We start from the raw sequence: 13,772 nt of genomic DNA, 5'->3' as shown, positions 1-13,772 counted from the left end.
TCACCCACTTTCCGGTACACCGAGTCTTCTAAAATCTCTTATTTCATCATTTATGAATATACCAAACTTATCTTTCGCAATTAAGTTACCACCATGATTATATATATAACATTCCATAAAATGCAGGCCAGTATATGCTGTTGATTGTTCACAAACATATTCACCTTCAGATTGCTCCATAAAATATTCAAGACCACTTTCGGACTGTTCTGCTTCAGTTCCATAATTAATTACTTTCCATTTAATATTTCCAATTGGCATTGAAGCATAATTAAGTAATTCAAATCTTAGGTGCATTCCTTTTTCCAAAGAGTAACTATTTTGGCAGTATTTTTTAAAAGGCTCATCTTCTTCCTTTTTTACACTACAGATTAACTCAAAATCAGTTGGAGAACTATAGATTCGTCCCTCGCTCTTTGATTTTGGTAGTGATGAAAATGAGTCAAGATACTTTTCCCAATTAAAAACCCTCATTTGATAATACGCATATAAATTTGTATCTTTTAACACGTATTTATCTTCTACTGTATCACCATTCTCAGTATGAGTTTTTACATCAAAGAATTTATCAGATAAATCAAGGTAATTATATACATTTTCACCGATCATAATCCTATTTCTTGGCGATTGACTTTGTAATTTTGCTGCTAGATCTGTATGAATACTTGTAGAAGTTACTTCTGTAACATTACCAATTCCATATTCTGACCACAAAACCTCGCTGTCATCACCAATATCAATCCCAATTCTAATCCTTAGAGGTGGTAATTTATTTTCCTCGAAAAATTTGCTCAATGTATGCTTATTATATGATTGCATCAATGATGCTGCATTTAAAGCATTTATAATTGCATCACTTTTTTTCATTTCCTTATGTCCAAAATAGGCAAAAACAGCATCTCCTTGCAAACGGTGTATATGACCATCAAATGCTTGAAATAATTCAATTGCTGTAGATAATATGGCATTCTTGTATAGCCTTACCTTAGATAGTGGAAATTTTAATCCTAATTTTGTTGAACCAGAGATATCCAAAAACAAGGAGCAAACATATTGGTGATGTGGTAGTATCGATGTATCTAAAAAATCTGGATGGGTACCAATAGAACGGGAAAAAATACTATTTTCCTTTCCAAACAGACTTCTCAACTCCTCAATAGGCGGTCTTACTTGTTCAATATCATGACTTTTTGCTAAGTTTTCAAATACAGAAAACTGTTGAGATTCAAGAATTACTTCTGTTGGAATCTTAGATGCAAATAATCTATCAAAGATATCATTTAATTGGCTCATATATAATTCCCCCTTATAAATATCTGCAATATTATAATTATACCATTTATTTCTAATGTTATATAAAGTACTAGAAACAGTAACCTTTGTATAAATGTTATCCGTAAAAGGAGTTATACGGGCTATTTTAGGTTACTTTTTTACGTTTTGTTTATTCTAGATCTGCTATAGCCATTTATTAATACCAAATCTCTTCTCTCTGCTTTACCACTATTTGTGATAGGATTCACCTTATGTAAAATAAAAAGCAAATTAGTGGTTTTACAATAGTAAATGTAAATTGAAAACTTAAAAGAGGAATATTACGCACTTTAAGCGGTTAATAAAGATTCCCATGTCAAAACTCTAAATCATATTCAAAAGTGATTCTAGAGCCATTTAAATACGGTTCTTTGTCAAATGTGGTGGTGGAAATTACTCTCCACCATCTCTTTTTAGTTAGTGTTAAATTAATTTGTTAACCTCTTGTTGCCATAGTATTTTATTCTTTAATCTTGAAAAATTTTTAATGCCATAGGACTTACGTTTTAACACCTTTATCTTGTTGTTTATCCCTTCTATATATCCATTGTTAAAAGGATACATAAATGATTGGAGGATTTCTGTCTTCCATCGCTGAAACGTATGATAAACACGTTGAAATGAATCCATACCTGATTCTTTTAATGTCTGCATACATGCTTCTAATCCAGCTTTAGCTGTATCCTTATCGCTTTCCTTAAACCATTGATCTAACTTATTCTTAAGTGCATAGGCTTTTTGTAATCTGGGATCAATATCAAGAAGCTTTTGTACCTTTTCTGACTCTTCTTCATCCAGTTTATATACCGATTTCCATAACAGTTTTTTACTACGTTTCATCTGGATACGTGGCTTTTTATCCAAATCCCTCTGAACTTCTCGGCGTACTTCATCCAGTGCCCAATATACTTGCCTCATATAGTGAAATCGATCGGCAATAATCAATGGATTGCCTAATGCTTTTTGTACAGCTTGTTTAAAGGATTTTGACAAATCCATAACGACGATTTGGACTTTACTCGTATCACGGGATTGTAAATACTCTTTTATGGTATCTACTTTTCTGTCCGGTAAAATATCGATGATTTCTTTGTTCTCCACATCTGCAATGACTGTTTGAAACCTCTCTCCTCCTGCATCTCCTTTAAACTCATCAATAGCTATAGCACGTGGTAGAACCTTCTTTGTTTGCAGGGGATGACGATCAAACAAACGGATTAATCGATTCGTTGTCATACCAGATAAACGGGCTGCATCCGTAAATGAACCGATTGCCGAGTAAGTTCGTGCGCTCATTTGTAATGAATTGGTGCACCTTTGATACCGATCCACCATTTGTAAATGTTCATAAAAGGTATGGTGGCAATGGGTACATAGATATCTTCTTTTTCGCAGAGAAATTTTCACGGATGTATGGGATAGATTTGACCCTTGAATCAACTGTTTTCGGTAGCTGTGCACTCGCTTTGTTTTCGCTTTACAGGATGGACATGTTTGCTTTTTAACTTTCGTATAAAGCTCTACCAACCATGTCGCGGGTTCTTCTTTTATATCCCATACTTCTACTTGTTTATCTTTTATCCCCAATAAATCTATGATAAGATGATATTGCACTCTTTCCCTCTCCTTTACCTTTTGTGTCTGCAACTCAAGGTTATCAAAAGAGAGGGGAGTGAGTGTATTTTTTTGCATCTTTCTGTGCATTGGCACAATAAGGAGTACCACCACATTTAGTATAGAGCCTTAAATACTTGTTACTAAAGGAATTTAATCCTTATATAATGCAAAAAAGACAGGTTATTCACCTGTCTTATCTCTTACGATAATAGTATTTAGTAATTTGTGTGTATAAAGTTGGTACCGGTGGTCGGGGTCGAACCGACACTCCCAAAAAGGGAACGGGATTTTGAGTCCCGCGCGTCTGCCAATTCCGCCACACCGGCATGGAGGCGGTAACCGGATTTGAACCGGTGATAAAGGTTTTGCAGACCTCTGCCTTACCACTTGGCTATACCGCCATTAAATATAAAATTGGAGCGGAAGACGGGATTCGAACCCGCGACCCCCACCTTGGCAAGGTGGTGTTCTACCACTGAACTACTTCCGCTTAATGGCTGGGCCACTAGGATTCGAACCTAGGGTACACGGGATCAAAACCCGATGCCTTACCGCTTGGCTATGGCCCAATATACAAAAAGGGCGACCGGTGGGGATCGAACCCACGTATGCCGGAGCCACAATCCGGTGCGTTAACCACTTCGCCACGGCCGCCATATTTAGTTGGCAGGGGTAGTAGGAATCGAACCCACATCAAAGGTTTTGGAGACCTTCGTTTTACCATTAAACTATACCCCTATATGCAAAAAATGGTGGAGGGGGAGAGATTCGAACTCCCGAACCCTGAGGGAGCGGATTTACAGTCCGCCGCGTTTAGCCACTTCGCTACCCCTCCACTATGTTGAAACAAAAATGGTGGCTCGAGACGGAATCGAACCGCCGACACAGGGATTTTCAGTCCCTTGCTCTACCGACTGAGCTATCGAGCCATTTGTTTTATGTATAAAAGTCAAACACATTTTAAAGTGGCGGTCCGGACGGGACTCGAACCCGCGACCTCCTGCGTGACAGGCAGGCATTCTAACCAACTGAACTACCGGACCAAAACATCTATCTTATAATAATATTGGTTGCGGGGGCAGGATTTGAACCTACGACCTTTGGGTTATGAGCCCAACGAGCTACCAGACTGCTCCACCCCGCGATATAATTATATCCACTAAACCGCCTATAAGACAGTATATAAGATACAAAATGAAGTTTCAAGCGTTTTAGACTATTCGTACTGGTGGAGGATGCAGGGCTCGAACCTGCGACCCCTTGCTTGTAAGGCAAGTGCTCTCCCAGCTGAGCTAATCCTCCTGAAATGGTGACCCGTACGGGATTCGAACCCGTGTTACCGCCGTGAAAGGGCGGTGTCTTAACCGCTTGACCAACGGGCCAATATGAAATTTATATGATAGTGGCGGAGAGCGAGGGATTCGAACCCTCGAGGCCGCGGTAACGGCCTACACGATTTCCAATCGTGCTCCTTCGGCCACTCGGACAGCTCTCCATTGGCTCCACAGGTAGGATTCGAACCTACGACCGATCGGTTAACAGCCGATTGCTCTACCACTGAGCTACTGTGGAATGATACCAATTAGAATTACAATGCCTGGCGGCGTCCTACTCTTGCAGGGGCAAAGCCCCAACTACCATCGGCGCTGGAGAGCTTAACTTCTGTGTTCGGCATGGGAACAGGTGTGACCTCTCCGCCATTACTACCAGACAAAGTTTCTGTCGTTGTGTGCTAAAAAATAGGCACAAATCTTATTATAAGCGTTTTCGAGAAAAAATCAAGGTTTTTGTTGAAAAAAATCGATTCCTGATTTATACCTCAAAAACTAAATAAGAGATCATCCAACGATTCATCTTCCAAAATGGTTAGTTAAGTCCTCGATCGATTAGTATCCGTCAGCTACACGTGTCACCACGCTTCCACCTCGGACCTATCAACCTCATCATCTCTGAGGGATCTTACTCACTTTTAGTGATGGGAAGTCTCATCTTGAGGGGGGCTTCATGCTTAGATGCTTTCAGCACTTATCCCTGCCACACGTAGCTACCCAGCTATGCTCCTGGCGGAACAACTGGTACACCAGCGGTGTGTCCATCCCGGTCCTCTCGTACTAAGGACAGCTCCTCTCAAACCTCCTGCGCCCACGACGGATAGGGACCGAACTGTCTCACGACGTTCTGAACCCAGCTCGCGTACCGCTTTAATGGGCGAACAGCCCAACCCTTGGGACCGACTACAGCCCCAGGATGCGATGAGCCGACATCGAGGTGCCAAACCTCCCCGTCGATGTGAACTCTTGGGGGAGATAAGCCTGTTATCCCCGGGGTAGCTTTTATCCGTTGAGCGATGGCCCTTCCATGCGGAACCACCGGATCACTAAGCCCGACTTTCGTCCCTGCTCGACTTGTAGGTCTCGCAGTCAAGCTCCCTTCTGCCTTTACACTCTGCGAATGATTTCCAACCATTCTGAGGGAACCTTTGGGCGCCTCCGTTACCTTTTGGGAGGCGACCGCCCCAGTCAAACTGCCCGCCTGACACTGTCTCCGGACCGGATCACGGCCCTGGGTTAGAAGGTTCGTACAGCCAGGGTGGTATCCCACGGTTGCCTCCACGTAAGCTAGCGCTCACGCTTCGATGGCTCCCACCTATCCTGTACAAGCTGTACCAACATTCAATATCAGGCTACAGTAAAGCTCCACGGGGTCTTTCCGTCCTGTCGCGGGTAATGCGCATCTTCACGCATAGTATAATTTCACCGGGTCTCTCGTTGAGACAGTGCCCAAGTCGTTGCACCTTTCGTGCGGGTCGGAACTTACCCGACAAGGAATTTCGCTACCTTAGGACCGTTATAGTTACGGCCGCCGTTTACTGGGGCTTCGGTTCTACGCTTCGTGCCGAAGCACTAACGTTTCCCCTTAACCTTCCAGCACCGGGCAGGTGTCAGCCCCTATACTTCGCCTTTCGGCTTCGCAGAGACCTGTGTTTTTGCTAAACAGTCGCTTGGGCCTATTCACTGCGGCTCCTCCTTAAAGGAGCACCCCTTCTCCCGAAGTTACGGGGTCATTTTGCCGAGTTCCTTAACGAGAGTTCTCCCGCTCACCTTAGGATTCTCTCCTCGCCTACCTGTGTCGGTTTGCGGTACGGGCACCTATGAACTTACTAGAGGCTTTTCTTGGCAGTGTGAAATCCGGAACTTCGGTACTCTATTTCCCTCCCCGTCACAGCTTGAAATTATCGGACGGATTTGCCTATCCGACTTTCTCACTGCTTGGGCGCACACATCCATCCGTGCGCATTCCTTATCCTACTGCGTCCCCCCATCGTTCAAACGTTCATGAGGTGGTACAGGAATATCTACCTGTTGTCCATCGCCTACGCCTTTCGGCCTCGGCTTAGGTCCCGACTAACCCTGAGAGGACGAGCCTTCCTCAGGAAACCTTAGGCATTCGGTGAAAGAGATTCTCACTCTTTTTTCGCTACTCATACCGGCATTCTCACTTCAAAGCGCTCCACCAGTCCTCACGATCTGACTTCACTGCACTTTGAACGCTCTCCTACCATTGTTCGTAGAACAATCCGCAGCTTCGGTGATACGTTTAGCCCCGGTACATTTTCGGCGCAGAGTCACTCGACCAGTGAGCTATTACGCACTCTTTAAATGGTGGCTGCTTCTAAGCCAACATCCTGGTTGTCTGGGCAACTCCACATCCTTTTCCACTTAACGTATACTTTGGGACCTTAGCTGGCGGTCTGGGCTGTTTCCCTTTCGACTATGAACCTTATCACCCATAGTCTGACTCCCAAGGATAAGTAGCTGGCATTCGGAGTTTGACTGAATTCGGTAACCCGATGAGGGCCCCTAGTTCAATCAGTGCTCTACCTCCAGTACTCTTTCCTTGAGGCTAGCCCTAAAGCTATTTCGGAGAGAACCAGCTATCTCCGTGTTCGATTGGCATTTCACCCCTACCCACACCTCATCCCCGCATTTTTCAACATACGTGGGTTCGGGCCTCCAGTCAGTGTTACCTGACCTTCACCCTGGACATGGGTAGATCACACGGTTTCGGGTCTACGACCGCATACTATATCGCCCTATTCAGACTCGCTTTCGCTGCGGCTCCGTGTCTTCCACTTAACCTTGCATACGATCGTAACTCGCCGGTCCATTCTACAAAAGGTACGCCGTCACCCATTAACGGGCTTCGACTACTTGTAGGCACACGGTTTCAGGTTCTCTTTCACTCCCCTCCCGGGGTGCTTTTCACCTTTCCCTCACGGTACTGGTTCACTATCGGTCACTAGGGAGTATTTAGCCTTGGGAGATGGTCCTCCCGGATTCCGACGGAATTCCTCGTGTTCCGCCGTACTCAGGATACACTCCGGAGGAGATTCCTTTTCGATTACAGGGCTGTTACCTTCTTTGGCCAACCTTTCCAGATCGCTTCATCTAAAGAATCTCTTGATAACTCCTATGGAGTGTCCTACAACCCCAGAAGGCAAGCCTTCTGGTTTGGGCTGTTTCCGTTTCGCTCGCCGCTACTTGGGAAATCGCATTTGCTTTCTCTTCCTCCGGGTACTGAGATGTTTCAGTTCCCCGGGTATGCCTCTTCTATCCTATGAATTCAGATAAAAGTACTACTCCATTACGAGCAGTGGGTTCCCCCATTCGGAAATTCCCGGATCGACGTCTACTTACGACTCCCCGGGACATATCGGTGTTAGTCCCGTCCTTCTTCGGCTCCTAGTGCCAAGGCATCCACCGTGCGCCCTTATTCACTTAACTAACTTTCTATTTATGAATAAGCATATTACTTTTCAGCTTTTGGTTTTCTAGCTTCAGCTCATAGCAATAGCATGACTTCCTTCCTCTCCATACGATAAGTCAACATCGATTCACTTGCGTTCACCGTGTTTCCTTTATCTCCTTCGAGTCAGTCCAGTCTGTACATCGCTACACATTCGCTTCCGCTTTTAGTTTGATGTCGTTGTTACTCTTATTTAGTTTTCAAGGTACAAAGTTTCTACAGGATGTCGTGACTTCTGTGTTCGTCACAGGACGTGACGGATTTTAACAGAAAATCCTTTTATCCTTGAGAGGTATAATTTACTCTCTCAAAACTGAACCAAACAACCAAGTATGTCTTCCGCATAGTCTAGCTTCAACGTTCAAACAACGCCAAAGCTTCCTATCTATTCCTTAGAAAGGAGGTGATCCAGCCGCACCTTCCGATACGGCTACCTTGTTACGACTTCACCCCAATCATTGGTCCCACCTTCGGCGGCTGGCTCCAAAAGGTTACCTCACCGACTTCGGGTGTTACCAACTCTCGTGGTGTGACGGGCGGTGTGTACAAGACCCGGGAACGTATTCACCGCGGCATGCTGATCCGCGATTACTAGCGATTCCGGCTTCATGCAGGCGAGTTGCAGCCTGCAATCCGAACTGAGAATGGTTTTATGGGATTTGCTTGGCCTCGCGGCTTCGCTGCCCTTTGTTCCATCCATTGTAGCACGTGTGTAGCCCAGGTCATAAGGGGCATGATGATTTGACGTCATCCCCACCTTCCTCCGGTTTGTCACCGGCAGTCACCTTAGAGTGCCCAACTAAATGCTGGCAACTAAGATCAAGGGTTGCGCTCGTTGCGGGACTTAACCCAACATCTCACGACACGAGCTGACGACAACCATGCACCACCTGTCACTCTGTCCCCGAAGGGAACTCCCTATCTCTAGGGGCGTCAGAGGATGTCAAGACCTGGTAAGGTTCTTCGCGTTGCTTCGAATTAAACCACATGCTCCACCGCTTGTGCGGGTCCCCGTCAATTCTTTTGAGTTTCAGCCTTGCGGCCGTACTCCCCAGGCGGAGTGCTTAATGCGTTAACTTCAGCACTAAGGGGCGGAAACCCCCTAACACCTAGCACTCATCGTTTACGGCGTGGACTACCAGGGTATCTAATCCTGTTCGCTACCCACGCTTTCGCACCTCAGCGTCAGTTACAGACCAGAGAGTCGCCTTCGCCACTGGTGTTCCTCCACATCTCTACGCATTTCACCGCTACACGTGGAATTCCACTCTCCTCTTCTGTACTCAAGTCCCCCAGTTTCCAATGGCCCTCCACGGTTAAGCCGTGGGCTTTCACATCAGACTTAAAGGACCGCCTGCGCGCGCTTTACGCCCAATAATTCCGGACAACGCTTGCCCCCTACGTATTACCGCGGCTGCTGGCACGTAGTTAGCCGGGGCTTTCTGGTTAGGTACCGTCAAGGTGCCAACCTATTCGAATGGCACTTGTTCTTCCCTAACAACAGAGTTTTACGATCCGAAAACCTTCATCACTCACGCGGCGTTGCTCCGTCAGACTTTCGTCCATTGCGGAAGATTCCCTACTGCTGCCTCCCGTAGGAGTCTGGGCCGTGTCTCAGTCCCAGTGTGGCCGATCACCCTCTCAGGTCGGCTACGCATCGTCGCCTTGGTGAGCTTTTATCTCACCAACTAGCTAATGCGCCGCGGGCCCATCTGTAAGTGACAGCATATGCCGCCTTTCAACATCTCGTCATGCGACGATATGTATCATCCGGTATTAGCCCCGGTTTCCCGGAGTTATCCCAGTCTTACAGGTAGGTTGCCCACGTGTTACTCACCCGTCCGCCGCTCGTTCCACAAGCGTCACCCCCGAAGGAGATCTGCTTGCTTCCCGCGCTCGACTTGCATGTATTAGGCACGCCGCCAGCGTTCGTCCTGAGCCAAGATCAAACTCTCCAAAGAAAACTCACTTTTGGTATTTACAAAAGCGAAGTTGCACTTGTGTAAATGAGTAACGTGTTACTCATTTACCATAAAAGTTTGTGATGATGAACACCATTCTTCATCATTCTTAGCTTCTTCCGAGATTGCTCTCGGTCGATTTTTTAAAAGAAAAACAGAGATTGCTTTTCTTGACATACTGGTTGTTTTGTTCAGTTTTCAAAGAGCAAATTTGTTAGCGCCTTTTTTACGACACAACTTCTTTATTATACCATTATGAAACTACTTTGTCAACAACTTTTTTCAAGATGTTTTTCCGCTTCAAATTGGCGACTTCCTTAATATAACATATCACTTATAGTTAAGTCAATATCTTTTTTAAAAAAATGCTTGTCGTTAAATTCACTGGAATTTTTGCGACGCTTATCACTCTATCATGGCTTCATTCTAAAGTCAATCCTAATTTATAATATTTTTTTCTAAATGATACATTTCATATAAAAAGCCTCTATAACATATCATTCAACGGATCAGGAATAAAGCCTTGCTTTATCTTACACTTGCAACTCCTGTACATTAAAAAGAAGAAGGGAAATATCTGCTATTCGTTAAACGAAGTATGATTATTTTCCTCATGTCACCTTACTTAATTGTACTATTAAACATACACTCTCCATTCCATTACCTTCATAAAGACTTTTTTTACTATAATCTTGCTCCAGAAATGCCATACCAACAATGCGTCCTTATTTTTTTGTAAAACGAAACACCTTCTTCATACCCTTTGACAAATGGTTTCTTAGCATAGGACAACACTTTTCAGAGCCCTGAGTAGTATATCTTCTTTAATTTGTTCAGCAATAAGACTCTCCAGCAAACAAGACAGAAGCAAACACGCATATAAGCCATAAAATAATTGCCTCTATACTATATGAAAATCACCAACAATCGTTACACTATTTACCTACAGTATATTTTCTATGATATACGCCTTCTCCTTTTGTTGGCTCTGTATCAATCATAATCATCCCTTTCTCAACTAAATAAGTCATTATTGCAGACAAATCTAAAGAATAGGCTTGTAGTTTCGGTAATGCTTGCAGTTCACCGTAATACCAAGATCCGCCCTCAGACTTCATAATATCCAATAAATGTTTCACGGCCATCTCTGCTCTCCCATTAATAACATAATCCATTGCTAGTAGCATTAATTGTACTCTCTTTTTCTGTTCTTCTTTATTCTCGATAAATTCTTCATATAGTTTATAAACTTCGATATCTATTTGTTTTACTTGGTTCCAAACAGTCACTTCAGGATAATATCCTTTTTCAATAACAGCCAATCTTGCCAAATAATGAAGCGAATATAAAATCTTGCTGTTTGAATCCATATACTCTCCAGCTACTAACAACTCTTTCGCCTCGTTATAGCTTTTTATTAGCTTTCCAAACTCTATTATTTTACGTAAATCTCGCTTAGAATCAGGAAAATCTTGTAACGTATTTTTTAATTCCTGAATAAATTCATTTCGATCAAAGACTACTCTTCCATATATAATCCATTCCACTGCATTTCGATAACCGCTAGTATCAATCCACTCCATTAACAGTTCTTCCGCCACTATATGAAGAGCACACGCCTTGTTTGCAAATTCGTAATGTTTCACATTCCACACTTTTTCAGCTTCCTGAACAATAATAAGAAGAATTACATCGAAATTATCCGTAATCGGACTGTCTGGTTTCGTTTTTTCTACTGTTAATATGCCTAATACATTTGAGTCACTGGCATGATGTTGATAAATTGATCGTAGGAAACGCTCCATTATTATTTCCTCCATTTTCATTTCGCTCTATTGTAAAAACATGATAAATTTTGCAAGTAATCAGAGGGTTTTCTTTTATCCACTACTGATTGAAAGTACTACTTAAGTATAACCTAAAAGTCTCTTACTAAATTGACTAGCTCCAACTTAAGAATTGTTGTAGTGTGAATCTCATATCTTGAAGTAGGAGTCTAACAGCAATTTATATGCGGGATATTTTTTCATTTTGCTATTTGTAAGCTACTTCTGTATTTTTATAATCAAAACGAAAGATTGTCAATGGGTTGCATGGACAATTGACAAAGATTTACACAATGATTTGCATAAATTGTCGTATTATATTACATTCGCTGTAAAAGGGTAAAATCCTTTTTTATAAGATAAGAAACTATAAAATGAGGTGCTTATGGATACGAAATAACCGAATAGCCAAGTCCGGCGCATGAGCCCAGCAACGGTGCGACTTCACGAAATGCGCCCTACGATAAGGCCTCATCGGTTCATCGCTAGAGGAAGGCCGACTAAAAACGGGCTTGCCGCCCAGACGTCGGCATACCCCCTTTTTAGTGGCATGATTCCTTTATCTTTCGTTGATTTGTTCCATTCGCTACGTTGCTAAACGGGCGCCCCCGCCTTTGTTCAGCTCAAATATTATCATTAGTAAAGCTTTTACTTAGTACTTAGAGGCGAAAAAAATACGGGGTAAAACGGAAGATTCAATTGCTTATAACAGTGAATCTTCATCTATTGGGGGGTTCATCCCTCCTTACTGATGGTTAGTAACGTAATGGTTGAGCTAATGTCCTCTTACGAAATAGAGTATTTAGGTACTGTTATCTCCAACTTAAAATGTTGCAGTACAGATCCAACTCCTAAGCCTTACAGCACCTTATATACGGGATAAATATCCAAGTCTATTAAAAATCTCTTTAGCCCATCCCTTTGAACAACTAAACATCAGCGAGAGATAGTAGACTCACTTACTGATTGAAGATTCACTTTATATAAATATATGCTATACTACCTATTGAAGGATTAGGGGGATTAACATGGCACAAATCGTTTATTCAAGCAAAATTAATAAAATTAGATCCTTTGCATTGATTCTTATATTTGCCGGGATTCTTCTTATGTATGGGGGAATACTAACCAAAAAAATTCCTTGGTTAATGGTTACCTTTTTTATTCTAGGTGTTTTAATGGTTATATTAAGTTGTGTTGTTTATCTTTGGATTGGGACCTTATCGCTAAAAGCTGTACCAATCATGTGTCCCAGCTGTGAAAAACCAACGAAGATGCTTGGACGCGTTGACGCTTGTATGCATTGTAAACAACCGCTAACCCTAGATAAAGATCTAGAAGGAAAAGAATTTGATGAAAAATACAACACAAGACGTTATAGCAAAACAAAGAAGTCGGAAGAGAATCAAAATAAAAAATAACCATTGATGTAGTGGATCTTCCCACTACATCAATGGTTTTGATAGGCTCCATTTAAGAGATTGTTTAACAAGTGCACTAAAATAGATACATCGAATTTTTGCATTATCTTGCTCCTACATCTCTTGAAAAAGGGATATCCTTTCCTTGCATGAGAATGGGTTTCGAGGAAGCCCATACTAATGCTCGTACAAACTGCCCACGTCCTTGTGACAGGCGTAGATATCAGTACATCCTGTACAAACGGTACTCAAAACTTCCCCACCTTGAACTCAGGCGCCAGGATGAAAAATCTCCATTGCAGTCACAATAGAGATTTCAATGATTAACCACTTTTTTGTTTGTTTTTTGCTTCCTTTTGACATTCTTCACATTCACCATACAATTCCATGCGGTGGTGACTGACTTTAAAACCAGTTACCTGTTCAGCTAATGCCTCCACTTCATCTAATGAAGGATAATGAAAGTCAACAATTTTTCCACATGAGTTACAAATAATATGGTAATGATCTGAAGTATTACAATCAAATCTGCTTGAAGAGTCGCCATACGTTAATTCTCTTACTAAGCCTACTTCACGCAAAACACGTAAATTATTATAAACAGTTGCTACACTCATATTTGGAAATTTACCCTCAAGAGCTTTATAAATATCATCAGCTGTAGGATGAACCATCGAATTGAGTAAATACTCAAGAACTGCATGTCGTTGTGGAGTGATACGGACGCCTGAAGCTTTCAATGTATTAATAGCCTCTTGCAATCTGTTTTCAGACACCCTCATCCACCTCGCTTTCAATAGTTTATACAAAAATAATTCATTCTTAAA

Annotated in this window: 5 protein-coding genes, 14 tRNA genes and 3 rRNA genes; 1 reads left to right on the top strand and 21 read right to left on the bottom strand. The window is 42.6% G+C overall.

Going from position 1 to position 13,772, the window contains the following annotated elements; genetic code table 11:
- The 20 genes from KBP50_RS03670 to KBP50_RS03575 all read right to left on the bottom strand — a co-directional run bounded on the left by KBP50_RS03670 (position 1) and on the right by KBP50_RS03575 (position 11,503).
- The gene (locus tag KBP50_RS03670; protein WP_050350046.1) at positions 1-1,293 is read right to left on the bottom strand and encodes an adenylate/guanylate cyclase domain-containing protein; all 1,293 of its coding nucleotides are present in this window, start codon (positions 1,291-1,293) and stop codon (positions 1-3) included.
- A gap of 444 nt (positions 1,294-1,737) precedes the next feature.
- Positions 1,738-2,928, bottom strand: a complete 1,191-nt coding sequence (locus KBP50_RS03665; RefSeq protein ID WP_050349589.1) for an ISL3 family transposase — start codon at positions 2,926-2,928, stop codon at positions 1,738-1,740.
- Between the two features lie 241 nt (positions 2,929-3,169).
- A tRNA-Leu gene (locus tag KBP50_RS03660) sits at positions 3,170-3,257 on the bottom strand.
- Between the two features lies 1 nt (position 3,258).
- Positions 3,259-3,332: transfer RNA gene (locus tag KBP50_RS03655), tRNA-Cys, on the bottom strand.
- Between the two features lie 14 nt (positions 3,333-3,346).
- Positions 3,347-3,421 (bottom strand) — tRNA-Gly (locus tag KBP50_RS03650).
- Positions 3,422-3,425: 4 nt separating this feature from the next.
- A tRNA-Gln gene (locus KBP50_RS03645) sits at positions 3,426-3,500 on the bottom strand.
- A gap of 12 nt (positions 3,501-3,512) precedes the next feature.
- Positions 3,513-3,585 (bottom strand) — tRNA-His (locus KBP50_RS03640).
- Between the two features lie 10 nt (positions 3,586-3,595).
- A tRNA-Trp gene (locus KBP50_RS03635) sits at positions 3,596-3,669 on the bottom strand.
- 12 nt (positions 3,670-3,681) lie between these two features.
- Positions 3,682-3,766 (bottom strand) — tRNA-Tyr (locus KBP50_RS03630).
- Between the two features lie 18 nt (positions 3,767-3,784).
- Positions 3,785-3,860: transfer RNA gene (locus KBP50_RS03625), tRNA-Phe, on the bottom strand.
- Between the two features lie 37 nt (positions 3,861-3,897).
- Positions 3,898-3,974: transfer RNA gene (locus tag KBP50_RS03620), tRNA-Asp, on the bottom strand.
- A 24-nt stretch (positions 3,975-3,998) separates the two neighbouring features.
- A tRNA-Met gene (locus KBP50_RS03615) sits at positions 3,999-4,075 on the bottom strand.
- An 82-nt stretch (positions 4,076-4,157) separates the two neighbouring features.
- Positions 4,158-4,233, bottom strand: a tRNA-Val gene (locus tag KBP50_RS03610).
- 5 nt (positions 4,234-4,238) lie between these two features.
- Positions 4,239-4,313, bottom strand: a tRNA-Glu gene (locus tag KBP50_RS03605).
- A 21-nt stretch (positions 4,314-4,334) separates the two neighbouring features.
- Positions 4,335-4,426 (bottom strand) — tRNA-Ser (locus KBP50_RS03600).
- A 2-nt stretch (positions 4,427-4,428) separates the two neighbouring features.
- Positions 4,429-4,503 (bottom strand) — tRNA-Asn (locus KBP50_RS03595).
- Positions 4,504-4,526: 23 nt separating this feature from the next.
- Positions 4,527-4,642: ribosomal RNA gene (gene rrf / locus KBP50_RS03590) — 5S ribosomal RNA — on the bottom strand.
- A gap of 155 nt (positions 4,643-4,797) precedes the next feature.
- Positions 4,798-7,715 (bottom strand): 23S ribosomal RNA (locus KBP50_RS03585).
- A gap of 418 nt (positions 7,716-8,133) precedes the next feature.
- Positions 8,134-9,698, bottom strand: a 16S ribosomal RNA gene (locus KBP50_RS03580).
- Together the 16S, 23S and 5S rRNA genes with 14 tRNA genes alongside form the textbook arrangement of a ribosomal RNA operon.
- A 935-nt stretch (positions 9,699-10,633) precedes the next feature.
- Positions 10,634-11,503: a nucleotidyltransferase-like protein gene (locus KBP50_RS03575; protein ID WP_050350023.1), complete on the bottom strand. Its 870-nt coding sequence runs from the start codon at positions 11,501-11,503 to the stop codon at positions 10,634-10,636.
- 1,049 nt (positions 11,504-12,552) lie between these two features.
- Here KBP50_RS03575 and KBP50_RS03570 point away from each other — a divergent pair.
- Positions 12,553-12,945 (top strand): YgzB family protein, encoded by a 393-nt coding sequence (locus KBP50_RS03570; protein ID WP_050350022.1) that lies wholly within the window; start codon positions 12,553-12,555, stop codon positions 12,943-12,945.
- A 323-nt stretch (positions 12,946-13,268) separates the two neighbouring features.
- Here the strand turns inward: KBP50_RS03570 and perR are convergent, their stop codons facing one another.
- The gene (perR, locus tag KBP50_RS03565; protein ID WP_050350021.1) at positions 13,269-13,727 is read right to left on the bottom strand and encodes a peroxide-responsive transcriptional repressor PerR; all 459 of its coding nucleotides are present in this window, start codon (positions 13,725-13,727) and stop codon (positions 13,269-13,271) included.
- Positions 13,728-13,772: the final 45 nt, after the last annotated feature.

The sequence above is a fragment of the Virgibacillus pantothenticus genome (assembly GCF_018075365.1).
In the GTDB taxonomy this organism is placed as follows: domain Bacteria; phylum Bacillota; class Bacilli; order Bacillales; family Amphibacillaceae; genus Virgibacillus; species Virgibacillus pantothenticus.
This window is presented reverse-complemented; position numbering and strand designations above follow the sequence as displayed.

Coding starts and splice junctions, on each gene's coding strand:
- KBP50_RS03670 (WP_050350046.1), bottom strand. CDS start 1,293: ATGAGCCAATTAAATGATATCTTTGATAGATTATTTGCATCTAAGATT.
- KBP50_RS03570 (WP_050350022.1), top strand. CDS start 12,553: ATGGCACAAATCGTTTATTCAAGCAAAATTAATAAAATTAGATCCTTT.
- perR (WP_050350021.1), bottom strand. CDS start 13,727: ATGAGGGTGTCTGAAAACAGATTGCAAGAGGCTATTAATACATTGAAA.
- KBP50_RS03575 (WP_050350023.1), bottom strand. CDS start 11,503: ATGGAGCGTTTCCTACGATCAATTTATCAACATCATGCCAGTGACTCA.